The sequence below is a fragment of the Nonlabens arenilitoris genome (genome assembly GCF_002954765.1).
Taxonomy (GTDB): Bacteria; Bacteroidota; Bacteroidia; order Flavobacteriales; family Flavobacteriaceae; genus Nonlabens; species Nonlabens arenilitoris.
In genome coordinates this window covers 1,573,906-1,599,771 of the sequence record NZ_MTPW01000001.1, presented here as the reverse complement: position 1 = coordinate 1,599,771, position 25,866 = coordinate 1,573,906, and the positions used below count along the sequence as shown (strand labels likewise).

Genomic DNA, 25,866 nt, shown 5'->3' with positions numbered 1-25,866 from the left:
ATTTTTAAAGGTCTTTTTTTAATAATTTTTCAATTAATATGTAAGACACGCTTTCGCGAAAGCGAGATTAAATACCTACACAATCGCTTCACTCATCGCCCATTCATCAATCCATCGCGATAAAACTTTAACCCAATCTTCTCTCGTGTTCAAACATGGGATAACGTGAAATTGTTCTCCATTTACCTCGTGAAAAATCTCCTCACCTTCCATAGCAATTTCTTCTAATGTTTCAAGACAATCACTTACAAAAGCTGGAGTTACAATAGCCATTTTTTTAGTTCCGCCCAGACCCATTTTTTCAATAGTTCGGTCTGTATAAGGTGTTAACCATGGATCAAAACCTAACCTCGATTGAAAACTAGTAGAATATGTTCCATCCTCCATTCCTAGATACTCACCTACTAATCGAGTGACTTCTTTACATTGATGGCTATAACAATATTGATGAGCTGGTGAAGGAGTTGAACAACATTTACCATCCATTTTACAATGGCTTTTTGTAATGTCGCTTTTTCTGATATGTCTTTTAGGAACACCGTGATATGAGAACAATAAATGCTCATAATCCTTTCCTTCTAATGACTCTTTGATAGATTCAGACAGTACTCTTATATAATCTGGGTGATTATAAAAAGGTGGCATAGTCGTAAAAGACATATGAGGAAATTGTTGTTGACGCAATTCCTCGGCAAGTACCAATATAGTTTCTGTGGTGGCCATAGCAAATTGAGGATATAATGGAATTATCAAAACCTCATCCACACCTTTATCATTTAACTCTTTCAGACCTTTTTCTATAGACATAGATCCATAGCGCATACCTAAAGCAATAGGCACACTAGTAAACTCGTCTATTTTTTCTTGTAACCTTTCTGATAGCACAATTAAAGGACTTCCTTCATCCCACCAGATTTTACCATAAGCCTCAGCACTTTTTTTAGGTCGTGTATTTAAGATAATTCCTTTAACTAGTATGGCTCTTAAAATAAATGGTAGATCTATAACACGTTCATCCATTAAGAACTCGTCTAGATATTTTTTAACGTCTTTAGGGTTAGGACTATCTGGCGATCCCAGATTTACCATTAAAACTCCTTTTTTCATAGTACTGCTTTGTGCAAAAATAGAAGTTTTATAGTCGTTAAACCTGTTAGATAATTACCTAATTATAATAATAAAATAAAGGATATTGATAGTAACTCTGTTTGCAAGCTTATAAAACTACCTCATACTATCCATTTGTAAACATTTAGTACCTTTAACAAAACCATTTTTATGACATCTCAAAGAAAATGTCCTGAATGCGATGAAGAGATAAGAGGTCGTGCAGACAAGCGCTTTTGTAGTGATTATTGCCGTAACGTGGCAAACAATAAACTCAACAGAGACAGTAATGCACTTATGCGCAATATTAACAATAGATTGCGTAAAAACTGGCGGATTCTCAGTGAACTTAACCCTAAAGACAAGACTAAAACTACACGCAACAAGTTACTAGCAAACGGTTTTGACTTCACCTTATTTACTAGTATTTACACCACAAAGAAAGGTACAGTGTATTACTTTGTTTATGATCAAGGTTACTTACCTATGGATGATGACACCTTTTTAATTGTGAAAAGAGAGACTTGATTTTTTATACCATCGTCATTAAGTAAGTATCAGCGATTATTCAATTGAAAACCATATAAGTATCTTTATCCATTATCTTTTTAAAGTGTGAGATACAACAAACCACCAAATTATAAAAAATGAGATCCTTCAAACCTAAATCCCATTTATCATCAGCATTATCGTTTCTAACAATTATTGCTATTATATGGTATGTATTCTATAGTCAGACACCATCTGCAGCAGTAGAGGATAATTTACCAGCTACTGAGTGGTCTACGGCAAGAGCGCTAGAACATGTTAAAGCCATATCAGTACAGCCTCACCATGTTGGTAGTGCAGCCCATGATGATGTAAGAGACTATATTGTTACTCAACTGCAAGCAATGGGATTGCAAGTTACTACCCAAAAAGGCTACACCATGGATCCATGGGGAAACCTAGCAAATCCAGAAAATATTCTAGCACGTATTAAAGGTTCTCAAGAAAATAGCAAAGCCCTATTAGTCTTAAGTCATTATGACAGTGATCCACATTCTAGTAAAGGTGCCAGCGATGCTGCTAGTGGTGTCTCTACCATTTTAGAAGGAGTGCGCACGTTTCTTGCTCAAAATAAACAACCTATTAATGACATTATAATCTGTATCACTGATGCCGAAGAACTAGGCCTTAACGGTGCAGAACTTTTTGTGAATGAACATCCATGGGCACAAGATGTTGCGATGGTTCTAAATTTTGAAGCTCGCGGCAGCGGTGGACCTAGTTATATGCTTGTAGAAACTAATGGTGGAAATCGCAAAATTATCGAGGAATTCTCTGCTGCTGGAGTAGAATATCCAGTTGCAAATTCGCTCGCCTATAGTATCTATAAAATGATTCCTAATGATACTGACCTCACCGTTTTTAGAAAAGACGGCGATATCAACGGACTTAATTTTGCCTTTATAGGTGATCATTATGACTACCATACAGAATTAGATAATTATGAGCGCTTAGATCGTAATACGCTAGCTCATCAAGGTGCCTATTTAATGCCTTTGATGAATCATTTATCAAACATCGACCTTAGTGATGAGCTCAAAGTTCCTGAAGGTGATGACTACGTTTATTTCCCTATGCCCATCATTAAAATGGTAAGTTTCCCATTTAAATGGTTACCATTTTTAATTATAGGTAGCGGTCTATTATTAGTAGTACTCATTGTTTATGGTATTAAAAAAAGACGCATTTCTTTTGGTCAGATCATGGCAGGATTTGTCCCGTTTTTAGGTAGTTTGATCATAGGCTATTTATTAAGTAACTATGGTTGGGTAGGAATTAAAAGTGGTACTTTTTATGTCGATCAGCAACATGGCTTTCCTTACAACGGTTACTGGCTTATCGCAGCAGCAGCAATGACAGCAGCAACCTTGTGTTTCTTTTTGTATCATAAATATTATAAGAAGGATAATGTAGCAAGTTTAAGTATCGCACCATTATTTATTTTATGGCTGGTTTGTTTATTAATTGCATTCCCTGTAGGTGATGGTGGTTTAATACCAGGTGTATTTTTACCAGGTGCCGGATTCTTTCTAGTACCGCTCATAGCAGGATTGCTTATGGTATGGCTCAATATCAACCAGCGCAGACCTAGTTACATTTTACTCGTTATTCTCGCGTTACCTGCCTTGTTCATTTTCACACCTTTTGTAAAAGCATTTCCAGTGGCACTAGGTATGGGGATTTTATTTGTAGCCGCTATTCTCACCACACTATTGATAGGTTTATTGATTCCTATTATTGGGCATTATCGCAGGAAAGACCTACTATCCTTCATAGGATTGATAGCAACGTTAGTTTGTGTGGGATACGCTTTCGCGAAAGCGGAATTTACACCATCACAACCACAATCAACTAGTCTAGTCTACATACAAAACCAAGACGACCAGACCGCACAATGGGCCACATACGACGAAGTCCTGACAGACTGGACCAAAGCAAAACTGGGAGAATCGCCAGCAGCAGCCAGCGAGCTTAATAAAAACACCATCGATTCAAAATACGGAACCGGTTTCAGCTATGCAGCAACAGCTCCTTATAAAGAATTAGCTCCTGTAATGGTAGAAACATTAATTGATAGTTTACACGCAGATTTAAGAACAGTAAAAATGAAAATCTACAGTGAATCTGTCATCCAGCGTCTAGAAGTGTTTTGCGATACGACTTATGTATTTGAAGACGGAAAAGTAAACGGTAGAGAAGTTTATAAGGCCAAAGTCTCTAAAAAAGCGCTACCCAACCGATGGGGAAATCGTATGTTGAGCTACTATGTGACTAACAATGAACCACTAGAACTAGAACTTACTTTTAAAGCTGATGTCGAGCCTGAATTTCAGTTCTATGCAGCGTCATTTGACTTACTTAAAACCAAGGCGCTAGATGTAAAACCTAGACCATTAGAGCAAATGAGTATGCCGTTTGTTCTTAACGATGCTATTTTAAGAAAACGCTATGTAACACTTAATAGACCTACCATAGTAACCGATTCAATACCGTCAAATGAATAAGAAAACAATCGGTATCTTAGCTTGTGGATGGCTCGGTCTAGAGTTAGGAAAACAACTTGTTTTAGAAGGATTTCCCGTAAAAGGAACCGTACGTCATAAAGATAAACTAGCCAACTTAAAAGAAGTTGAAATAGATGGTTATATCCTTGATTTAAAAGAAGATAAACTCTACGGTGATGTGGCCGATTTTCTAAGAAATATAGATGTGCTATTCATCAACATTCCACCTGGATTGCGTAAAAATCCAGAAAGTGATTTTGCCCAGCGCATGAAATTGCTCATGACATTTGTAAATACGGCAACTGTTGAACAGGTCATTTTTGTGTCGAGCACTTCTGTCTTTGAAGATGTGCAAGACATTCCAGTTTATGATGAAAACAGCAGACCTAACAGCACGAGTAGTAATGGCAAAAAAATCTATGCAGCAGAGTTGCTAGTTCAAGACTTCTTTGCCAACACGACTATTTTAAGACCATGTGGTTTAATAGGCGACGATAGGCATCCTATAAAAATGCTCGCTGGTCGTAAGGGCGTTTCAAATCCAGCTGCACCCATAAACCTTGTTCATAGACAACATGTAATTGATATAGTAAAGAAGCTCATAACTCAAGAATTAAAAACTTCTATAGTTCACGCAATTAGCGAACCACATGAATCTAGAAAAACTTACTATTGTCAAAAAGCCCTAGAATTTGATATCGAATCACCTGATTTTGATGAAAGTAAGAAGTCGGTTGGGAAAAGGATTGAGTCCTTATACCGTTAGGCTTTCCATCAATTGCAGATTGCTTCGTTGCTGTCGCTACTCGCAATGACAGGTTAAAAAGTATTAAAGCTATCGGTTTCCGCACTCTTTATGGCTGGGGAACGGAAACTTTACAAATATTTTGATAAAACCATCATCGATTTCGATCACGGGCAGATTCTGAAATAAATTCAGAATGACAATTTCAAATTGATAAAGAGCGATCAACTTATTTATCAAACTATTCCTTAGCTTTCAACAGTGAAAAAATTCTTGTTCAAACATAAAATCAAATTAAGCATCACTTTCATACTGCTCGTTTGGTATGCCTTCTGTTTGCCAGAGCAATTATTTGATGTTCCGTACTCGACGGTTATAGAAAGTAGGGATGGTCGTTTGCTTGATGCACATATTGCTCGAGATGACCAGTGGCGATTTCCTGCGGTAGATAGCGTTCCCTATAAATATAAAAAATGCTTGTTGCAGTTTGAAGACGCTCATTTTTATAGTCATCCTGGATTTAATCCGGTCTCTATAGCCAAAGCCTTTAAAGAAAATATAAGCGCTGGCAAAGTAGTTCGCGGTGGTAGTACCATTACCCAGCAGGTGATTCGGCTTGCGCGAAAACAGGATCGAAAATACTATGAGAAATTCATAGAACTTATTTGGGCGACAAGGCTAGAGTTGAGACTTTCCAAGGAAGAAATTTTAGAACTCTACGCTTCTCATGCACCTTATGGTGGTAATGTGATAGGACTCGATATGGCGTCGTGGCGGTATTTTGGAAGAAAACCACACGAGCTCAGTTGGGCAGAAAGTGCTACGTTAGCAGTATTGCCCAATGCTCCTGGATTAATTTATCCTGGTAAACGAGAAAGTAAACTTAGAGAAAAAAGGGATGCGTTACTGCTAAAATTAAAGCAAGAAAAAATTATAGATGATATGGATTATGAACTCGCCATATCAGAATCTGTTCCTACTCGAGATTTTAGAGTACCGCAACTGGCTCCACATTTATTGAATAGAGCAAATAAGCAATACGGCACTCAAAAAATCAGAACCACAATTGATTATCAAATGCAAGAAACGGTCAATCGCATCGTACAAAATCATCATCATATCCTGAAGCAAAACGGTATTAACAACCTCGCCATGTTAGTTCTGGACATTGAAAACCAATCGGTATCTGCTTATGTGGGAAATGCTCCTACTACCAGAGAACACCAGAAAGACGTGGACATTATTACCGCTCCACGTAGTACTGGTAGTGTCCTCAAACCGTTTTTATATGCGACCATGCTCGATAATGGTGAGCTACTTCCACATAGCTTAATAAAAGATATCCCTACGGTTATCAATGGTTATAACACGCAAAATTTTGATAAGACTTACAGTGGTGCCGTTCCGGCTTCACAAGCCTTATCGCGATCACTCAATGTACCTGCTGTGCGCATGCTACGCGATCATGGTGTTACTCGATTCTATGACAAATTGCAAGATTTAGGTCAATCACACATCAATCGTGGTGCGGGAACTTATGGATTGAGCTTGATTATAGGTGGTGGCGAAAGCAGTTTATGGGACATGAGTCGTGCTTATCTATCTATGGCTACTATTTTAAAAGACTACACTCAAACGAGTAGTGAGTATAATCACAACGTCATGGATGGTTTACACTATGTGGCTGATGATGGAGACGCTTTCGCGAAAGCGGACTTAAAAACAACACCTCATATCTATGGTGCAGGAAGTATTTACCACACTTTTGAGGCTATGAAAAATGTCAACCGACCCGAAGGTGAGGAGATATGGCACTTTTTTAATCCCAACCATAATATGGCATGGAAAACAGGAACCAGCTATGGAAATCGAGATGCCTGGGCGATAGGCGTCACACCACGATATGTCATAGGCGTATGGACTGGAAATGCCGATGGTGAAGGACGCGCTGAAATGACTGGAATCAAAAGTGCTGCACCAGTGCTTTTTGATTTGTTCAATAGACTACCTCAACAAGAATGGTTTGCACCACCGTATGATGATATGGTTGAAATAGATATCTGTAAAAAATCAGGTTATCTCGCCACACCTGAATGTGAGATCGAGAAACAATGGATTCCAGCCGTAGGAGAACGCTATGACTCTTGTCCCTATCACAAAATAATACAGCTAGACGCTGCACAATCCTATCAGGTAAATGCAGACTGTGAACCAGTTTCTAACATGGTTGCAAAATCTTATTTCACCCTACCACCAGTAATGGCCTGGTACTACCGTAGAACATATCCCGATTATGAACCACTTCCACCCTATCGAGCAGATTGTGAATCACCTGTAGAAAAAGCCATGACTTTTATAAGGCCTAATGCTCGAACTACCATTACACTCACTAAAAATGTAGAAGGTAAAGTGAATGAAACGGTTTTTGAACTAGCCCACAAAATTCCTAATACGACAGTCTATTGGTATCTCGATGAAGACTACATCACCAGTACAAAAGAATTTCATGAAATAGCGCTAAGTGCCAGTGCTGGCTTACATGTCATTACCGCAGTTGATGAGGATGGCAATGATGTGAAGTTGAGTTTGAGATTTAAGTAACTTCGTGTTAAATTTTTGTTAATTATATTCAGGTATAATAACAATCGGAATGAAATAAAGTTAGGGCTATTACACTAATCAACTTTTATGAAGTCCTTAAAACTCAATTTAATCATCGCTTTATTAAGCGTTGGATTTTTATCTGCTCAAGAAAACAATTCTCATTGGTATCAAAACCTACATGTCAAAGTAGGTTATGCAGATAACTTTAGTTATTCATCAGATTTAAATGTAACAGGTTACGAATTCTACGTACCTACCAATGCCACTTTCAGGCTAGGATTAGGTTACGATTTTAATCTTTCTGAGAAATGGACATTATCTCCGAGTGCTGAGATTGACTGGATAAGATCAATAACTGAGACCTATATCAATTCCGACAGTGGACTAGATAGCTCATTTGGTCTTAAAAGTTCTTCAAATTCCTATATTGATCTTATAATATCTGCTCCCTTCCAATATGAATTATTAGGTAATGATAAAAACAGTTTAGGGATTGCCATTGCACCACAAATCAATTTTAGGTCCTTCAATGATGTTGGGTTTTCAAGTTTAACAATAGGGAATGATGGAGAAAGCATAAGTTATGAATATACGGAGCGCAATAGAATATTGAGACCTTCATTATTATTAGGCTTAAATTACAATTTTAAACTTGGAGCACTTCCAGTGAGAGCTCAAGCTTTTTACAGCCATTCCTTTACACCACAATATTTCGGTGAGTATACCTATGTAAATGAGATTAATGGCGAGTCTCAAAATGGCGAGTATGAATTTGACGGTCATCAAGCTGGTGTGTCTTTAGCTTTTTTCCCATTTGGAAATGGAAATCCCGATAAAAAAGAAAAGAAAGAAAAAATCATTAAAGAGAAGAAAGAACGCAATGAAAATATAGGCAGCAGTAGATTCGGTTATAAAATGGGTGTGAACTTTTCAAATGTTACTGGGATAGATGAGCTATCTGGAGCAGATAGTGGTTACGCTGGCACAGAGCTTTATGGTGGTTTATTCATTGATACTAGAATCAGTGAAAACTGGAATCTTCAAAACGAAGCTACCTTTTCATTTACAGATGAATTTTTATTCTTAGAGATCCCTGTATTATTTAAAAGAAAAGTTGGAAATAACTTTTGGGCTTTTGGTGGACCTAAAGCTCAACTTGTGACCAATGAAACAACAAGTGTCACAAGAAACGTAGGTTTAGGCGTAGATTTTGGTTTACAATATGATTTACCAAAGGATTTCTTTATTGAGGCGCGATATGGAATAGGTCTGTCAGAACAAATAGGTAGTGACTTCCTAGGTTTTACAAATGGAAAACGAAACGTGTTACGCATAGGAGTTGGTATTAAGTTTTAACTACCACTCACCAAAAGGCCGCTCACTCAAATAAGAATTGTAATAACGTTGATCTCCTGTGACTTCTTGAGTAATCCAAACAGGTTTAGAGAACGGCTCATCTTCGGTTTCAAGTTCGATTTCGGCTATTATTAATCCCTTATTTGTTCCATGAAAAACATCTACTTCCCAAGTGTGCTTTTCTATGGCAATTTCATATCTGGTTTTATCAATTACACCTGGTAGTGCTAGTTCTAGTAAATCTTCTGCCTCTACAATGGTAATTTCTTTTTCCCATTCATATCGGGTAAGGCCGCTGTCTGTAGACTGTCCTTTTATAGTTATAAATCCTTGAGCTCCTTTAATACGCACTCGCACGGTACGAGCTGGATCTGTAGAAAGATAGCCTTGGGTGATGCGTTTTCCTTTGAGATCTTTTAAAAAATCTGTATTTTTGACTATGTACTTGCGTTCTATTTCTAGCATGGTTATTTATTGAAAAGGTAATAATAAGTAATTAGTTACAAGTATATGATTTGATCCTTATGATTGGAATTTCAGTGTTTAAGTTTAAGTTTAAGTTTAAGTAAAAAACTAAAACCGTTCTCGACTCTCGCTCGAACTGACATACTACAGCTTTTCGTTTCGAACCATTAGACTGAAATTGAGACTATATCCTAAAGCGACGCTATCACCTTTAACTCATCACTTTCTATTCTAGATTTTTCATAACCATTAATGGCTACATAAATCATAGATTGAGCAATCGTTTCTGGTTCTATAGTGCGATATTTTTTAAGAAAACCTATGAGTAAAGGATCAATAAGCTTTTGAAATTTTTTCCAGGCACTTTCAAATTTGCGTTGCTCTTCTCGCTCGCCACCTATTAATGCCGGCTGGACAAAGTATGCTTCTTTAAAAGCTAGTTTCTCAATATCACGTTCCATTTCTCCTTTGCCTCGATTGTACATAAACTTACTGTCAGGATTTGCTCCTAGTGCAGATATGGCAATGACTTTTTGCACGCCGTTATGCAAAGCGACCTCGGCAACCTGTACTGGTAAATCATGTTCGATTCGATAGTATTCCTCCTTATCTGGTGTTTTGGCTTGGGTTGTTCCAGTACATATAAATAAGTGATCAGCTTTTAAGAAATCAGTATAAGTAGCCGGATCAAATAAATCCACGATATGTGATTCGTGTTTGCGGTGGTTGAGTTTAGTACGCTTTCGCGAAAGCGTAATCACACGCTCATATTGTTCATTATCAAATAATAAATTCACTAACCTACTTCCCGTAAGTCCTGTGGCACCGATAACAACAGCTGTATATTTCATTAACATATTTCTAGAGTTAAAGGTAGTAATTTTGCACCATGCACGAATTGGATGATCGCAAAATTATACATGTAGACATGGACGCATTTTATGCGAGCGTCGAGCAACGTGATTTTCCAGAATTAAAAGGAAAACCTATTGCCGTAGGTGGTGGAAATAATCGCGGTGTAGTAGCAGCGGCAAGTTATGAAGCGCGCAAATATGGTGTGCGTAGTGCCATGCCTAGTGTCACGGCCAAAAAACTATGTCCAGATCTGATTTTTGTGAAACATAGATTTGATAAATACCGAGAGGTATCTCAACAAATTAGAGATATATTCTTAGACTATACAGACCTCGTAGAGCCTTTATCACTAGATGAGGCTTACCTAGATGTCACAGAGAATAAGTTGAACTATCCTAGTGCTACTGTTATTGCATATGATATAAGAAGACGCATTTATGAAACTACTGGATTAACTGCCAGCGCAGGGATTTCTATCAATAAATTTGTTGCAAAAATTGCTAGTGATTATAACAAACCTAACGGACAAAAAACAATAACACCTGAAGAGGTGATTCCGTTTCTAGAAGAATTAGAGATTAGAAAGTTTCACGGTATAGGAAAAGTCACTGCAGAGAAAATGTACTTGCAAGGCATATTTACAGGAGCTCATTTAAAAGAACGCAGTCTAGAGTTTTTACAAGAGCATTTTGGTAAAAGTGGCGCTCACTATTATAACATTGTGCGAGGTATACACCACAGTCCGGTAAAACCAGATCGTATTAGAAAATCCCTAGGTGCAGAGCGTACTTTTGCCGAAAATATATCGAGCGAGATATTTATGAAAGAGCGTCTTACTCAAATCGCTGAGGAAATTGAAAAACGACTCGCAAAAAATGATGTTGCTGGTAAAACGGTTACTTTAAAAATAAAATACAGCGATTTTAAAACGCAAACACGTAGCAAAACCCTATCTCATTTTATAAGAACTAAAGATTTAATACTGGCCACTGCGATTGAATTAATGGAACAAGAAGGTTTCCGTGAAAGTGTACGCTTGCTAGGTATCACCCTATCTAATCTCAATACTGATGTTGAAGAAGATGATTTTGTTGAAGTTCAATTAAAATTTATGTTCTAAAATATTAACTAGTAGTTGTAGGAATATAAGCCTTTTTTCTTATAATTTTGTTAGTATATGACTTTAGAAAACTCCCAATATACTGTTATCAACAGCCACATTAAATCCTTACCTATGTTATCATGGGAATTGATTAAGAAGCTTTTATGGGATCTGGACAAAGATATATTAGAACAAATGAATGGTCTAGCAAATGAACATAACTGGCATTTTAATTATTTTCTAGATCGCTTTTCACACTATAATGGATATACTATAGTCATTACAGATCATAATTTTAAAATCCAGTGTTGCTCTGAGAATATTTTTAAAATGACTGGATATGAAAGTCGTGAATTGATAGGTCACACACCTGCTTTATTACAAGGTATTAAGACAGATAAGAATTCAAAAATGCTTATAAAAAAGGCAACTCAAAATGAATTGCCTTTTAATACTCGTCTAGTTAATTACCGTAAAAATGGTGAGATATACGGTTGTGAAATCCATGCCTTTCCTATCTTCAATAGCAAGCTAGAAGTATCTCACTTCATTGCTTTTGAAAAGGAATATTTTGTTTAGTTATTCAATTTCAGATACTCTTAAAGTATTAACCATTCCCTTATCTGTAACAGGCATTGCTGCAAGATTGATTAAGAAATCTCCTTTTTTGACAAATTTTTTGTCTTTTGCAAATTGATTCACATCTTCAATGGTTTCATCAGTACTTACAAAACGATCATATAAAAAGGCTTTAACACCCCATAATAAACTCAATTGTGTAAGGATACGTTTGTTACTAGTGAATGTTAAAATGTGTGCATCTGGTCTCCATGCGCTTATTTGAAACGCTGTATAACCACTATTAGTCATTGTCGTGATGGCTTTTGCATCGATCTCGTCAGCCATTTTTGCCGCATGATAACATATTGATTTAGTGATATATCTCTTTGTTTTGATATGCGGTGCGCTATGTGGCACATTAATCAAGTCACTGTTTTCAACAGATAAACAAATGCTGGTCATTTTTTCTATTACTTGAATAGGATACTGACCTACTGATGTTTCACCAGATAGCATTACCGCATCTGCACCATCCATCACAGAATTTGCAACGTCATTTACCTCTGCACGTGTAGGTGTAAGGCTAGTAATCATTGTTTCCATCATTTGTGTAGCGATGATAACTGGAATACGTGCTTGTTTTGCTTTTAAGACTAATTGTTTTTGAATAAGAGGTACTTCATGTGCAGGTACCTCAACACCTAAATCACCACGAGCCACCATTAAACCGTCGCAATAAGCTACAATTTTATCGATGTTAGTGACAGCTTCAGGCTTTTCAATTTTTGCGATAATAGGAATTTTATGCTCTGAGTGTTCTTTGATCAAATCTTGTAACTCCATCAAATCACGACTATGACGGACAAAAGAAAGTGCCATCCAGTCTACTTGTAACTCACAAGCAAATATGGCATCTACCACGTCTTTTTCTGTAAGAGCTGGTAATGAAATATCTGTTTGTGGTAGATTGACTCCTTTTTTAGAACGCAGTGGACCACCTTGAATAACCTTTGTGACCACATCTTTTTCACCATCAGTTGAAATTACTTCAAACATCAATTTACCATCATCAAGAAGAATGCGCTCACCTGCTTTTACATCTCTCGGAAAATGTTCATAATTCATGTAAACACGCTCTGCAGTACCTTTAAAAGGCTTACCAGTTGAAATAGTTATAACATCACCAGGATGCACAACTACTTCTTCTTTCATAACGCCTACACGCAGTTTAGGACCTTGAAGGTCTCCTAAAATCCCTGTTGCAAAACCGTGCTCTTCATTAAGATCACGTATCATCTGAACGCGTTCTCTTACATCTTCATGATCTGCATGAGAAAAATTAATTCTAAATACATTCACACCAGCATTCATCATTCCTAACAACACCTCTTTTGAAGAAGTTGCAGGTCCTAACGTAGCTACTATTTTAGTCTTTTTTGTCTTTGGCATTATTCAAAAATTAAATAATCTTTTTGTTTAATTACATGATCATCTAACTGGTATGCAGTTATCACATGTGGTATTTTATTTAAGTCGTTAATTAATTTTTTTAATGGAAAAAGCTCTGGGTCTTTCTCTATTTTTATTATAAAATCTACTCTCGTATATTCCTTAATTAAGACTGTTTTTATTTCTGTTTGCTCTTGGCTCTCAAAAAGTCCACCACTACTGGTAACGGAATTGAGAGTTGCCCAAAATTTATTAGGAGTTAAGTAATAAGTATTATAATTAATAACATCTTCATACTTATAAACCGGATATCTTACTGTAAATTCTGGCATGGTTACATCTTGATCTACGTCTGTTCTTTTAAAAGATAAACCTAGATACTTATTTACCATATAAGCCATTCTGTAAGGCTCAATTGTCGAATGTATTCCTACAAGAGTATAGGGCTCATCATCACAGTCCCATCCATCTAATTTGTAAGTAGCCATATATTCAACTTTCTCCACAAATTTAAGAAGACAAACTACAAATTAGTCTTTAAAAAACTTTAATAAATTGATATTTTCTACGAAATGGTTATCGTTGTGCGTTACGAGTAGGTTTAAGCTTGTAGAACTAGATGATTGAGGTAATTATTTGACAGTCATTTTATCTTGTAGTGCAAAAAAGGCCCTTTTACTCGCTTTTTCTTCAGCCTTTTTCTTAGATGTTGCACGAGCTTTGGCAAGAACTCTATCATCAATAGATAACTTTACAGAGAAATGTCTTATTTCATTTACACCTGTATCTTCATAAGTATGATAATTAAATGTCTTCTTGTTTTTCTGACACCATTCAATCAAAAGACTTTTGTAACTAATTACCTTACCTTCTAGTTTTTCTATATCCACATAAGGCTCTATAACACGACGACTTATAAAGTTTTGAGTTCGCTTATAGCCCTTATCAAGATAAATAGCACCCACTAATGCCTCAAAAAGATTCCCATGAACATTTGCTCCGAAATTACGTTCTGGAACTTGGGTTTTTGCAAAATCGATAAGGCCAAAATCCATTCCTAGCTCATTAAGATGCTCACGACTTACAATCTTAGACCGCATTTTAGTTAAATAACCTTCATCACCATGTGGCACCTCGTTATAAATATATTCAGCAATAACACTTCCTAGGATAGCATCACCTAGAAATTCTAATCGCTCATAACTTATAGGATTACCATCTGCGTCTTTTAAACTCATGGATTTATGAGTAAACGCTTTGCGATAGATATCGATATTTTTAGGAGTGATTCCTGTGATTTTTTTTATTCCACGCGATAGTGCCTCGTCATCTGTAGAGATTCGAGAAGTGAATATTTTTTTAAATCGATTCATTTAAAAAGTACCGCTTAGATTTTTCTAAATGCGATACAGCAGTTGTGACCACCAAAACCAAATGTGTTACTCAAGGCTATGTTTACCTCTCGTTTTTCAGGTTGATTCAATACTAGTCTTAGCGATGGATCAATATTTTCATCTACAGTAGTATGGTTAATAGTAGGAGGAATTATCCCTTCATTAATAGCCATTACACTTGCAATAGACTCTATTGCTCCAGCTGCACCTAATAGGTGACCCGTCATAGATTTTGTAGAATTAATACTAATATTAGGTGCATGATCGCCAAAGACTGCTTTAATCGCCTTCAACTCTGCCACATCACCTAGTGGTGTCGATGTACCGTGTGTATTAATATGGTCAACATCTTCAGGATTAATTCCTGCATTCTGTAGTGTATTTTTCATTACTGCAATAACACCACGACCTTCTGGATCTGGTGCAGTAATGTGGTATGCGTCACTAGAGAAACCACCACCTATAACCTCGGCATAGATTTTTGCTCCACGAGCTTTTGCATACTCATAATCTTCTAGAACCAGCGCACCAGCGCCTTCTCCTAGAACAAAACCGTCACGTGTCGCATCAAATGGTCGACTTGCGGTTTCTGGACTTTCATTACGTGTTGATAAGGCATGCATGGCATTAAAACCACCCATTCCAGCTTGAGCAACTGCTGCTTCAGAGCCACCAGTTACAATCACATCACAATGTCCTAATCTAATATAGTTAACTGCATCCAGCATCGCGTTTGCACTAGAGGCACAAGCAGATACTGTAGTATAGTTAGGTCCCATAAACCCATATTTAATAGAAATATGAGCTGGAGCAATATCAGCAATCATTTTAGGAATAAAGAAAGGATTAAAACGTGGGATACCATTTCCAGCAGCAAACGCTTTAACCTCTTCCTGAAAAGTTTCTAGACCACCTATTCCTGCGCCCCAGATAACACCGACTCTATATTTATCTATAGAGTCGATATCTAATCCTGAGTCTGCTATCGCCTCATCACCTGCTACCAGTGCATACTGGGCAAAACGATCCATGCGTCTAGCTTCCTTGCGGTCTATAAAATCAGTAACGTTAAAGTTCTTGATTTCACAAGCGAACTTAGTCTTGAAATGTTCTGTATCAAAATATGTGATAGGAGCGCAACCACTCTTACCTGCTTTTAACGCATCCCAATACTCCGCTAGATTATTACCTATCGGTGTAAGAGCTCCCATTCCCGTTATGACTACTCGCTTTAATTCCATGTGAAGTAAATTAAGCTTTTGCTTCTTCTATGTATGAAACAGCTTGACCTACAGTCGCAATGTTTTCTGCTTGATCATCTGGTATCTGGATATCAAATTCTTTTTCGAATTCCATGATCAACTCAACTGTATCTAGTGAGTCTGCGCCTAAGTCGTTTGTGAAACTTGCTTCTGTTACAACTTCATTTTCGTCAACACCTAATTTGTCAACGATTATCGCTTTTACTCTTGATGCAATGTCTGACATAATTTTCTAATTTTAATTTTAAATGAATGGCAAAAATAACAAACTTTGTGATAAAACCACTTTTTAGTTATTTGAGTTAACTTGCCATCGCATTTGATAATGTTATTTTGTTCAACTCTATCAGGTGGTTTACAACAAGCTTGCCATAAAAAAATATGAAAAAAATAGTAATTCTAGCATCAGGTAATGGTACTAATGCTCAGGCGATTATAAATCATTTTAGCAAAAATGAATCTGTAGTAATCTCTTTGGTTTTATCTAATAAACCACAAGCCTATGTACTAGAAAGAGCGCAAAAAAATAATATTCCAGCGATGAGTTTTAATAAATTCGCTTTCGCGAAAGCGGGAAAAGTAGAATCTCTATTAAAGGCAGAAAACCCAGATTTAATAGTGCTGGCGGGCTTTTTATGGAAAATTCCAGAAAGTCTCGTAAAATTATTCCCAAAAAAATTATTAACATTCATCCTGCTTTATTACCAAATTACGGCGGAAAAGGCATGTACGGGATGAATGTGCACCGCGCTATCATTGAAAATAAAGAAGAAAAAAGTGGTATTACCATTCATTATGTAAATGAACATTATGATGAAGGTGCCATTATAGAGCAGTTTACGTGTCCTATTTATCAAAATGATACCGCAGATGATCTTGCGGCTCGCATTCATGAATTAGAACATTTGCATTTTCCTATGGTCATTGAAGAATTACTTGCTTAATGGAGCAAGTACACATATACACCGATGGCTCTTCAAGAGGCAATCCAGGACCTGGTGGTTATGGGATTGTGATGATATGGGTAGGAAAAAAATATAAAAAAGAGTTTTCTCAAGGCTATAGGCGCACCACTAATAACAGGATGGAATTGCTCGCGGTTATAGAGGCTCTAGAAAAGATTAAAATGGATCAAGTGCAAATTACCGTTTTTACAGACAGTAAATATGTTAGTGATGCCGTTAATAAAAACTGGATTGCTGGCTGGATCAAACGCAAGTGGAAAAATGTCAAAAACCCAGATTTATGGAAGCGTTTTATCAAAGCCTTTAATCGTACACAACCTAAAATGCAATGGGTTAAAGGTCATAATGATCACCCTATTAATGAAAGATGTGACGCACTGGCTGTAGGTGCTGCTCTAAATAAAAGTAATCATTTAGTGGATGAAGGGTTTGAAGCTAGTGAGAAAGGGCTATTTTAATTTACTCACCATTCAAACTATAATAGACTACCTAATAATTATTTACTTCTTAATTAAATATCAACAATCAGACTTCAATTAACTAAAAATTATTCTTCTTTAAGGACTGACTAATTCCGTACTTTTGCAAAAAAATATCAAGAATGAGCAAACTCGTAGTTGTAGGTACAGTAGCTTTTGATGCTATCGAAACACCTTTTGGAAAAACAGATAAAATATTAGGTGGTGCAGCCACTTTTATAGGCCTAAGCGCTTCTCACTTTAATACTGAAGTTGGATTAGTAAGTGTAGTAGGTGGTGATTTTCCACAAGAATACCTAGACATGCTTTCTAATAGAGGTATGAATATAGAAGGTGTTGATGTTGTTAAAGATGGTAAAACATTTTTCTGGTCTGGTAAGTATCATAATGACATGAATACTCGCGACACTCTTGCTACAGAATTAAATGTGCTAGCAGACTTCAATCCTGTAGTGCCTAATTCTTTTAAAGATGCAGAGGTTGTAATGCTAGGAAACTTACATCCAGCAGTGCAATTAGGTGTTATAGAACAAACTCCTGCAGCTAAATTGATTATTCTCGACACCATGAACTTTTGGATGGATAGCGCATTGGATATGTTACATGAGGTCATTGCCAAGGTAGATGTCATTACTATTAATGATGAAGAGGCTAGACAATTGTCTGGTGAATACTCACTAGTTGCAGCAGCACGCAAGATTCATACTATGGGTCCTAAGTATGTGGTCATTAAAAAAGGTGAACACGGAGCATTATTATTCCACGATGAACACATCTTTTTTGCTCCAGCATTACCACTAGAAGAAGTTTTTGACCCGACTGGAGCTGGAGACACATTTGCAGGTGGATTTGCAGGATTCTTAGCGTCTAGTGAAGATTATAGTTTTGAAAACATGAAAAGAGCTATAATTTACGGATCTAACTTTGCTTCTTTTTGTGTAGAAAAATTCGGAACAGAACGCATGCAATCCATCACGCCAGAAGAAATCAATACACGTTTAGAGCAGTTTAAAGCGCTTACTAAATTTGAAATAAACGCATAATAAAAAATGATCGAGCCCTCAAAATTTTTGAGGGCTTTTTATTTACTTTTGACTTTTAGAATTCATCATGAGCGATCCATTAAAACACGAGTGTGGTATAGCACTTATAAGACTTCTTAAACCTCTTGAATATTACAAAGAGAAATATGGCACGGCATTTTATGGTATTAATAAAATGTACCTGATGATGGAAAAACAGCACAATCGCGGACAAGATGGTGCTGGATTTGCAAGTATTAAACTTGACGTAAAACCTGGTCAACGATATATTTCAAGAGTACGCAGTAATGAACCGCAACCTATCCAAGATATTTTTGCTCAAATTAATGAACGCATTAATGCTGAGTTAGATGAAAATCCACAAATAAAGGATGATGTAGCGGCTCAAAAAGCTCAAATCCCATACATAGGCGAGTTGATGATGGGACACGTGCGTTATGGGACTTTTGGAAAAAACAGCATAGAATCTGTACATCCATTTTTACGTCAGAACAACTGGATGCATCGCAACCTAATCATGGCTGGTAATTTTAACATGACTAACGTGTTTGAGTTATTTGACAAGTTAGTAGAATTAGGACAGCACCCTAAAGACATGGCAGACACCGTAACCGTTATGGAAAAGGTAGGCCATTTTCAAGATCGTGAGGTTTCTAAATTATATAAAAAATTCAAGGCTGAAGGACTTTCTAAAATGGAATCTTCTCCTAAAATAGCTGAACAACTTAACGTTGCTAAAGTTCTTAAGAAAAGTGCAAAAGACTGGGATGGTGGCTATGCCATGGGTGGACTTATGGGACATGGTGACGCTTTCCTTTTAAGAGATCCATCTGGTATTAGACCTGCATACTACTATCAAGATGATGAAGTAGTTGTTGTAGCTAGTGAACGACCTGTAATTCAAACTGCGTTTAACGCACCGTTTGAAGAAGTAAAAGAACTGGATCCAGGTAAAGCTATTATCATTAAAAAGAATGGTAAAGTAAGTATTGAACAAATACTGAAACCACTAGAACGTAAAGCCTGTTCTTTTGAACGTATTTATTTCTCTCGTGGTAGCGATGCCGAGATTTATCAAGAACGTAAAAAACTAGGACATTTACTATTCCCTAAAATCATGGAGTTTATAGACCATGATATCGATAATACCGTTTTTTCATACATTCCTAACACTGCCGAAACTTCATTCTATGGTATGGTAGAAGCGGCACATGCCGTTTTAAATGAGCAAAAAAGAGATGCTATTATTGCTGGAGAAGGTAAACTGACCGCTCAACAAGTTGAGGATACGCTTTCGCGAAAGCTGCGAACTGAAAAGATTGCGATTAAAGATGCTAAGTTAAGAACCTTTATCACAGAGGATTCTTCTCGAGACGATTTAGTGGCTCACGTATATGATGTGACTTATGGAGTGGTTAAAGAGAATGATAATCTTGTGATTATAGATGATTCCATAGTACGAGGAACAACGCTTAAAAAGTCCATTCTCAAAATGATGGATCGTTTAAAGCCTAAGAAAATTGTAGTTGTTTCTAGTGCACCACAAATTAGATATCCTGATTGTTATGGAATCGATATGGCACGACTAGAAGGGTTAGTTGCTTTTAGAGCTGCTCTAGCTTTACATGAAGATCGTGGTACTTATAACATTGTAGAAGAGATTTATAAGAAGTGTAAAGCTCAAATAGAGTATAAAGATAAAGATGTAGTGAATTACGTAAAAGAGCTTTACGACCCATTTACTGATCAAGAAATATCTGATAAAATAGGTGAATTGCTGTCTGATGACGATTTAAACGCAGAAGTTAAAATAGTCTATCAAACAGTGGATAATCTACATAAAGCCTGTCCTAAAAACTTAGGCGACTGGTATTTTACAGGCAACTATCCTACTGATGGAGGTAACCGTGTGGTGAATCGTGCCTACATCAACTTCTATGAGAAGAATGATGAGAGAGCTTATTAATTAAAAGCATATCTAGCATATTTTATGATGTGAATGTATTACATCTCTTCACACTAAGTTATTTACATTAAAGTTAGTGAAATATAAAAAGCCCTAAAGTTTTCAATGAATACTTTAGGGCTTTTAAGTTGTAAATAAGCTGATGGTTTTAACCAACTAATAACAACTACTATTTAGCAGCGTTATATTTCTCAGCCACAGCGTCCCAGTTGATGACATTAAAAAATGCAGTTACATAATCAGGTCTGCGGTTTTGATAGTTTAGGTAATATGCGTGCTCCCATACGTCAAGTCCTAGGATAGGAGTTCCTCCACATCCTACACCAGGCATTAATGGATTGTCTTGATTAGGAGTTCCACAAACTTCTAGAGCACCATCTTTAACACATAAAAATGCCCAACCAGAACCAAACTGAGTTTTAGCCGCAGTAGCAAATTTATCTTGAAATGCATCATAAGAACCAAAAGCTTTATCAATTGCAGCAGCAAGATCTCCAGTAGGTTTTCCACCACCATTAGGTGACATTACTTCCCAGAATAATCTGTGATTGTAAAATCCACCACCATTATTTCTAACCGCTTTGTTGTCCATATCTAGATTTGTAAGAATGTCTTCAATAGACTTTCCTTCTAAATCTGTACCTTCAATAGCATTGTTTAAGTTATTAGTATAACCGTTGTGGTGCTTTGAATGGTGAATCTCCATTGTTCTAGCATCAATATGTGGTTCTAGCGCATCATACGCATAGTTTAATTTAGGTAGTTCAAAAGCCATAATATATTGGTTTTAATAGTTTTATTTATAAAGTATAAATTTAAACACAAACTGCGATATGTTAAAATTATTGATGTTATAATATACTTAATCTTATTAATGAGTATTAATAATCTATGATCAGTAAAACGAATGACGATACATAATAGATTTTACATTCGCTTTCAAAATTTTAATTAGATTCAAATTTAAGAAGTAGTTCGATCGCTTTTCAGTTTTTCATCATACCTTTGAGTATGACCTCATCTCCTACTACATTTTACAGCGCCAGTGCTGGATCTGGTAAAACCTATACACTGGCGAGAGACTACCTCACGCTACTATTTCAATCGCAATTCAATAATCATTACCGCAAGATTCTAGCAGTAACTTTTACCAACAAGGCAGTTGCAGAAATGAAAGAACGAGTTCTCGAACACTTGTATAATTTTGGGAAACAACCTGTGCCAGATAATAGCCTAGGAATTTTTAATCACATTAAAGAGATAACTGGATTAGATGATAAAGATCTTGCAAACAAAGCTATTAAAATCCATCAACGCCTTTTACATGACTACTCTGCTTTTGACATAGTTACAATTGATGCATTTAATCACCGCATCTTGCGCACTTTTGCAAAAGATATTGATTTGCCCGCTGGATTTGAGGTAGAATTAGACACAGATTCTTTAATCAATAAGGCAATCCAGAATTTACTAGCTCGTGCTGGCAATGATAAAAAGCTTACTAAAAAGTTAGTAGATTTTTCATTATCTAAAATTGACAACAATAAAAGCTGGGATGTCGCTTTTGATCTCATGCAAATATCTTCATTAATTAAAAATGAAAATCATTATGAATACCTTAAAGCATTAGAACAAAAATCTAGCGAAGACTTTGAAAAATTAGCTCAAAATTTAAAGCTTAAAAATCGAGGTCTAAAAACACATTTAAAAGAGCTAGCCATAGGACTTATTGAAAAGTCAAAACAACAAGGATTAGAACCTAAAGATTTTAAAGGTGGTTCTCGCAGTATATTTAATACAATTATTAAAACATCGCAAGAGGATCTATCGGTAATACCCAATACAGCTTCAATAAGAGATTTTATCGCAGGCGACTTATATGCAAAGAATCAAAAACAACATATTAAAGATGGTATAGATGCTTTACGTGTTGACATCGCTGATTTTGGCATTGCCTATAGAGCAACCTATGGGCATATAAAATTTCATGAAAACATCATTAAAAGTATTGTCCCATTATCACTACTTAACGAGTTAATGCATGAAATTAATTTAATTAAAAAAGAAGAGCAGGTTGTTCCTATTTATGAGTTTAATGGTCTTTTAAGAAACCAGATTAAAGACCAGCCTGCTCCATTTGTTTATGAGCGATTAGGTGAAAAGTATCGTCACTATTTTATTGATGAGTTCCAAGACACGTCACGCATGCAATGGGAAAATATGATCCCATTAATAAGCAACGCTTTACAAAGCATTGATGATAACGGCACTAGCGGTACGCTAATGCTCGTAGGAGATGCAAAGCAATCAATCTATAGATGGCGTGGTAGTGATGCAAATCAATTTTTAGGATTATTAGAAAAAAACCAATTATTTGAATTAGAGAAAAGCAATCAGACACTAGAATTTAACTGGCGCAGTTACCACAATGTGATAGAATTTAACAATGAGTTTTTTAAATTTTATGGAGACTATTTACATAGCGATATCTATAAAAATTTATATCAAAATTATTTACATCAAAAAACGACGCATAAACAAGGTGGTTATATACAAGTTGATTTTTTAAATAACAATGATTTTGTATCAAGTGATGATGAGGATTTAATTACACCTTACCCACCACATGTACATCAGTTAATTAAGAACATCATTGCACAAGGTTTTGAACTAGGCGACATTTGTATTTTAGTACGCAAGCATACTCAAGGCCATGAACTAGCTCAATATTTAGTAAAACAAGACATCACGGTTGTTTCTGGAGACAGCCTACTGGTTGAGGCATCACCACGCGTGAGATTATTGGTTGAATTTATGAAAATGATTCATCAGCCAGATCAGCAAGCCCTTAAACTAGGATTTCTCTTAGAATATGTTCAATATCATAACATTGAACAAATAAACACGTTTATCATTAGCCACATAAATTTATCGCTTTATGATTTATTAAAAGTTGTATTTTGTGATGATGCTGCCACTATGGAATCTGCTTTCGCGAAAGCGCCATTATTTAAAGCCACAGAACAAACAGCTCAAGCATTAGAACTTTTTAATGAGCAAGATTTAAGATTGCAGTCTTTTCTAGAATTAGTTTTTGAGTTTTCTAACGGGCAAGATGTTTCGCTATCAAGATTTTTAGAACATTGGGAAAAGAAAAAAGAAAAATTAAGCGTGCCGGCAACTCCAGATCCACAAGCAGTACAAATTATGACTATTCATAAATCTAAAGGTCTAGAATTCCCGGTTGTCATTGTACCTTACTCTGATTCAAAAATGAATGCCTCACTTAAACCTACTGATTGGGTTAATGTTAATCCAGCGGCATATGAAGGCTTTGAAAATCTTTATATGTCTCTATCAAAAGATGCATTGTTTTATCCAGATCAAGCTCAAGAGGTTTACAACACGCACTTACAGAAAACACAAATGGACCATATTAATGGTTTATATGTAGCGTTTACTCGTGCGGTAGAACAACTTTACGTTTGTTGTATAGACCATCCAGAGACCAAAAATCAAGATGAATCCTCATTGAGACATGGACAATTATTAAAACGATTTTTAGATAATAGTACATCATGGGATAAACAAGATACAGATGAAGTAGTATCTTTTCAAAAAGGAACCCTTAATAAATTATCTTCTTTATCACATGGTAAACCTGCACAAGAACTAGGGAATTATAAAACGCATTCTTCAACATCACGTGCAGACTTCTCTACCCGTAGAGGAATGTTGTGGGCCAGTGGTGTTCAAGAGTCTATCAATAAAGGTAATTTACTGCACGATTATATATCACAAATAGAATCTATTATTGATCTACCAGCGGTAATTATCAAAATAGAAAGAGATGATTATATATCATCTCATTTAAAACAGGAATTGATTGACACTCTTAAATTGATGATAAGTCCTTCATATTTTGAAAAATATTATTTGCCAGAATTAAATATCCTTAATGAACGTGGTATCCTCACTCCTGATGGCAAGAAATTTATACCAGACAGACTTATTATTAATGATCGAGAGGTTACTATTATAGATTATAAAACAGGAGCCCAACTAGAAAAGCATAGAGATCAACTGGATTACTATGCGGTATTATTACAGCAAATGAATTATAAAATAAAGGAAAAAGTACTTATATATACAGATGAGCTTAAGGAACTCATATGGAATTAAAACAAGTATAGTTTATTACCTTTGAAACACTAAAAAAATCGCAACTATGTACGGTAGTATGAAAGAATATCTTCAAAAAGAAATTGAAGAAATTAAAGAGCAAGGATTATATAAAAAAGAGCGTATTATCACATCACCACAGGATGCAGTAATTACACTAGATGATGGTAGTGAGGTCATTAACTTTTGTGCAAATAATTACCTAGGATTATCATCTCACCCAGAAGTAATTCAGGCTGCAAAAGACACCCTAGACTCTCATGGTTTTGGGATGAGTTCTGTAAGATTTATTTGTGGTACTCAAGATATACATAAGGAACTAGAACAAAAACTTGCAGAGTTTTACGGCTGTGAAGACACTATACTATACGCTGCTTGCTTTGATGCAAATGGTGGCGTTTTTGAACCTTTATTGGGTAAAGAAGATGCTATTATTTCTGACTCACTAAATCATGCTTCAATAATTGATGGAGTCCGATTATGTAAGGCTGCTAGATATAGATACGCTAGTGCAGACATGACTGATTTAGAAAAACAATTGATCAAAGCAAATGAAGATGGAGCAAGGTTTAAAGTTATTGTAACTGACGGTGTGTTTTCTATGGATGGAATCCTAGCACCATTAGATAAAATTTGTGATCTAGCAGATAAGTATGACGCACTAGTAATGGTAGATGAATGTCACGCCGCAGGATTTTTAGGTGATACTGGTCGTGGATCGCTAGAAGCTAAAGGTGTTTTAGGCAGGATAGACATTATAACAGGTACTTTAGGAAAAGCTTTAGGTGGCGCAATGGGTGGTTATACCGTTGCAAAAAAAGAGATCATAGAAATTTTAAGACAACGCTCTAGACCATATTTATTCAGTAATTCATTAGCACCATCCATTGTAGGTGCGTCGATTAAAGCTTTAGAGCTTATTGACTCTAGCACAGACTTAATTGATAAAGTACAAGCTAATACAGCTTACTTTAAAAAAGGCATGAAAGAATTAGGCTTTGACTTTGTTGATGGCGAAAGCGCAATAGTGCCAGTAATGCTATACGATGCAAAATTATCACAACAGATGGCAGATGCACTTTTAGAAGAAGGAATTTATGTAATCGGGTTCTTTTATCCTGTTGTACCTAAAGAAAAAGCAAGAATTAGAGTACAATTAAGTGCTGCTCACGATAAAGAACACCTCGACAAAGCTATCAATGCTTTCAAAAAAGTAGGACTTGAACTAGGAGTTATCGCATAATTTAAGAGAAATTAACAATTAATCAGCAATTTCAC

21 protein-coding genes and 1 pseudogene are annotated in these 25,866 nt (G+C 36.1%); 13 read left to right on the top strand and 9 right to left on the bottom strand.

The features are described 5' to 3' along the window. Positions 1–75 precede the first annotated feature (75 nt). The gene (gene hemH, locus BST92_RS07110; protein ID WP_105070819.1) at positions 76–1,107 is read right to left on the bottom strand and encodes a ferrochelatase; all 1,032 of its coding nucleotides are present in this window, start codon (positions 1,105–1,107) and stop codon (positions 76–78) included. 171 nt (positions 1,108–1,278) lie between these two features. On the opposite strand from hemH, the gene BST92_RS07105 reads away from it, so the two are divergent. The 5 genes from BST92_RS07105 to BST92_RS07085 all read left to right on the top strand — a co-directional run bounded on the left by BST92_RS07105 (position 1,279) and on the right by BST92_RS07085 (position 8,865). Continuing rightward, the gene (locus tag BST92_RS07105; protein ID WP_105070818.1) at positions 1,279–1,635 is read left to right on the top strand and encodes a hypothetical protein; all 357 of its coding nucleotides are present in this window, start codon (positions 1,279–1,281) and stop codon (positions 1,633–1,635) included. 119 nt (positions 1,636–1,754) lie between these two features. Continuing rightward, positions 1,755–4,160, top strand: a complete 2,406-nt coding sequence (locus BST92_RS07100) for a M28 family peptidase (protein WP_105070817.1) — start codon at positions 1,755–1,757, stop codon at positions 4,158–4,160. Beyond that, on the top strand, positions 4,153–4,926 hold the full coding sequence (locus BST92_RS07095) for an NAD(P)H-binding protein (protein ID WP_105070816.1): 774 nt from the start codon (positions 4,153–4,155) through the stop codon (positions 4,924–4,926). The genes BST92_RS07100 and BST92_RS07095 overlap by 8 nt, the downstream gene beginning before the upstream one ends. A gap of 240 nt (positions 4,927–5,166) precedes the next feature. Then, on the top strand, positions 5,167–7,506 hold the full coding sequence (pbpC, locus tag BST92_RS07090) for a penicillin-binding protein 1C (protein WP_105070815.1): 2,340 nt from the start codon (positions 5,167–5,169) through the stop codon (positions 7,504–7,506). A gap of 87 nt (positions 7,507–7,593) precedes the next feature. Next, the gene (locus BST92_RS07085) at positions 7,594–8,865 is read left to right on the top strand and encodes an autotransporter domain-containing protein (RefSeq protein ID WP_105070814.1); all 1,272 of its coding nucleotides are present in this window, start codon (positions 7,594–7,596) and stop codon (positions 8,863–8,865) included. On the opposite strand, the gene BST92_RS07080 is transcribed toward BST92_RS07085, so the two are convergent. Together BST92_RS07080 and BST92_RS07075 are read right to left on the bottom strand one after the other, a co-directional pair. Next, complete coding sequence (locus tag BST92_RS07080; protein WP_105070813.1) at positions 8,866–9,330, bottom strand: CYTH domain-containing protein; 465 nt, start codon at positions 9,328–9,330, stop codon at positions 8,866–8,868. 191 nt (positions 9,331–9,521) lie between these two features. Further along, a complete protein-coding gene (locus BST92_RS07075; RefSeq protein ID WP_211292455.1) occupies positions 9,522–10,181 on the bottom strand; it encodes an NAD-dependent epimerase/dehydratase family protein in 660 nt (219 codons plus the stop codon). Between the two features lie 38 nt (positions 10,182–10,219). Between BST92_RS07075 and dinB the strand changes: the two genes are divergently transcribed. Together dinB and BST92_RS07065 are read left to right on the top strand one after the other, a co-directional pair. After that, positions 10,220–11,305 (top strand): DNA polymerase IV, encoded by a 1,086-nt coding sequence (gene dinB / locus BST92_RS07070; RefSeq protein WP_105070811.1) that lies wholly within the window; start codon positions 10,220–10,222, stop codon positions 11,303–11,305. A gap of 57 nt (positions 11,306–11,362) precedes the next feature. Then, positions 11,363–11,866, top strand: a complete 504-nt coding sequence (locus tag BST92_RS07065) for a PAS domain-containing protein (protein ID WP_105070810.1) — start codon at positions 11,363–11,365, stop codon at positions 11,864–11,866. Here the strand turns inward: BST92_RS07065 and pyk are convergent, their stop codons facing one another. The 5 genes from pyk to BST92_RS07040 form a co-directional block, all read right to left on the bottom strand. Continuing rightward, positions 11,867–13,297 carry a pyruvate kinase gene (gene pyk, locus BST92_RS07060; protein WP_105070809.1) on the bottom strand — a complete coding sequence of 477 codons (1,431 nt, stop codon included), beginning with the start codon at positions 13,295–13,297 and terminating at the stop codon, positions 11,867–11,869. After that, the gene (locus BST92_RS07055; RefSeq protein WP_105070808.1) at positions 13,297–13,785 is read right to left on the bottom strand and encodes an IPExxxVDY family protein; all 489 of its coding nucleotides are present in this window, start codon (positions 13,783–13,785) and stop codon (positions 13,297–13,299) included. The genes pyk and BST92_RS07055 overlap by 1 nt, the downstream gene beginning before the upstream one ends. A gap of 144 nt (positions 13,786–13,929) precedes the next feature. Further along, positions 13,930–14,670 carry a ribonuclease III gene (rnc, locus tag BST92_RS07050; protein WP_105070807.1) on the bottom strand — a complete coding sequence of 247 codons (741 nt, stop codon included), beginning with the start codon at positions 14,668–14,670 and terminating at the stop codon, positions 13,930–13,932. Positions 14,671–14,684: 14 nt separating this feature from the next. Next, positions 14,685–15,932: a beta-ketoacyl-ACP synthase II gene (fabF, locus tag BST92_RS07045; RefSeq protein ID WP_105070806.1), complete on the bottom strand. Its 1,248-nt coding sequence runs from the start codon at positions 15,930–15,932 to the stop codon at positions 14,685–14,687. Positions 15,933–15,942: 10 nt separating this feature from the next. Further along, positions 15,943–16,179 (bottom strand): acyl carrier protein, encoded by a 237-nt coding sequence (locus BST92_RS07040; protein ID WP_015361896.1) that lies wholly within the window; start codon positions 16,177–16,179, stop codon positions 15,943–15,945. Positions 16,180–16,334: 155 nt separating this feature from the next. Between BST92_RS07040 and purN the strand changes: the two are divergent. The 4 genes and pseudogenes from purN to BST92_RS07020 all read left to right on the top strand — a co-directional run bounded on the left by purN (position 16,335) and on the right by BST92_RS07020 (position 20,406). Continuing rightward, positions 16,335–16,897, top strand: a pseudogene (gene purN, locus BST92_RS07035) (phosphoribosylglycinamide formyltransferase). Continuing rightward, positions 16,897–17,376: a ribonuclease HI gene (gene rnhA, locus BST92_RS07030; protein WP_036582809.1), complete on the top strand. Its 480-nt coding sequence runs from the start codon at positions 16,897–16,899 to the stop codon at positions 17,374–17,376. The pseudogene purN and the gene rnhA overlap by 1 nt, the downstream one beginning before the upstream one ends. Before the next feature lie 143 nt (positions 17,377–17,519). Further along, positions 17,520–18,440 carry a PfkB family carbohydrate kinase gene (locus BST92_RS07025; RefSeq protein ID WP_105070805.1) on the top strand — a complete coding sequence of 307 codons (921 nt, stop codon included), beginning with the start codon at positions 17,520–17,522 and terminating at the stop codon, positions 18,438–18,440. A gap of 67 nt (positions 18,441–18,507) precedes the next feature. Next, positions 18,508–20,406 (top strand): amidophosphoribosyltransferase, encoded by a 1,899-nt coding sequence (locus BST92_RS07020; protein ID WP_105070804.1) that lies wholly within the window; start codon positions 18,508–18,510, stop codon positions 20,404–20,406. A gap of 169 nt (positions 20,407–20,575) precedes the next feature. Here the strand turns inward: BST92_RS07020 and BST92_RS07015 are convergent, their stop codons facing one another. After that, positions 20,576–21,181 carry a superoxide dismutase gene (locus BST92_RS07015; protein WP_105070803.1) on the bottom strand — a complete coding sequence of 202 codons (606 nt, stop codon included), beginning with the start codon at positions 21,179–21,181 and terminating at the stop codon, positions 20,576–20,578. A gap of 236 nt (positions 21,182–21,417) precedes the next feature. Here BST92_RS07015 and BST92_RS07010 point away from each other — a divergent pair, with 236 nt between their 5' ends. Continuing rightward, complete coding sequence (locus BST92_RS07010) at positions 21,418–24,588, top strand: UvrD-helicase domain-containing protein (protein ID WP_105070802.1); 3,171 nt, start codon at positions 21,418–21,420, stop codon at positions 24,586–24,588. A 46-nt stretch (positions 24,589–24,634) separates the two neighbouring features. Then, the gene (gene kbl, locus BST92_RS07005; RefSeq protein WP_105070801.1) at positions 24,635–25,831 is read left to right on the top strand and encodes a glycine C-acetyltransferase; all 1,197 of its coding nucleotides are present in this window, start codon (positions 24,635–24,637) and stop codon (positions 25,829–25,831) included. The last annotated feature ends 35 nt before the right edge of the window (positions 25,832–25,866 follow it).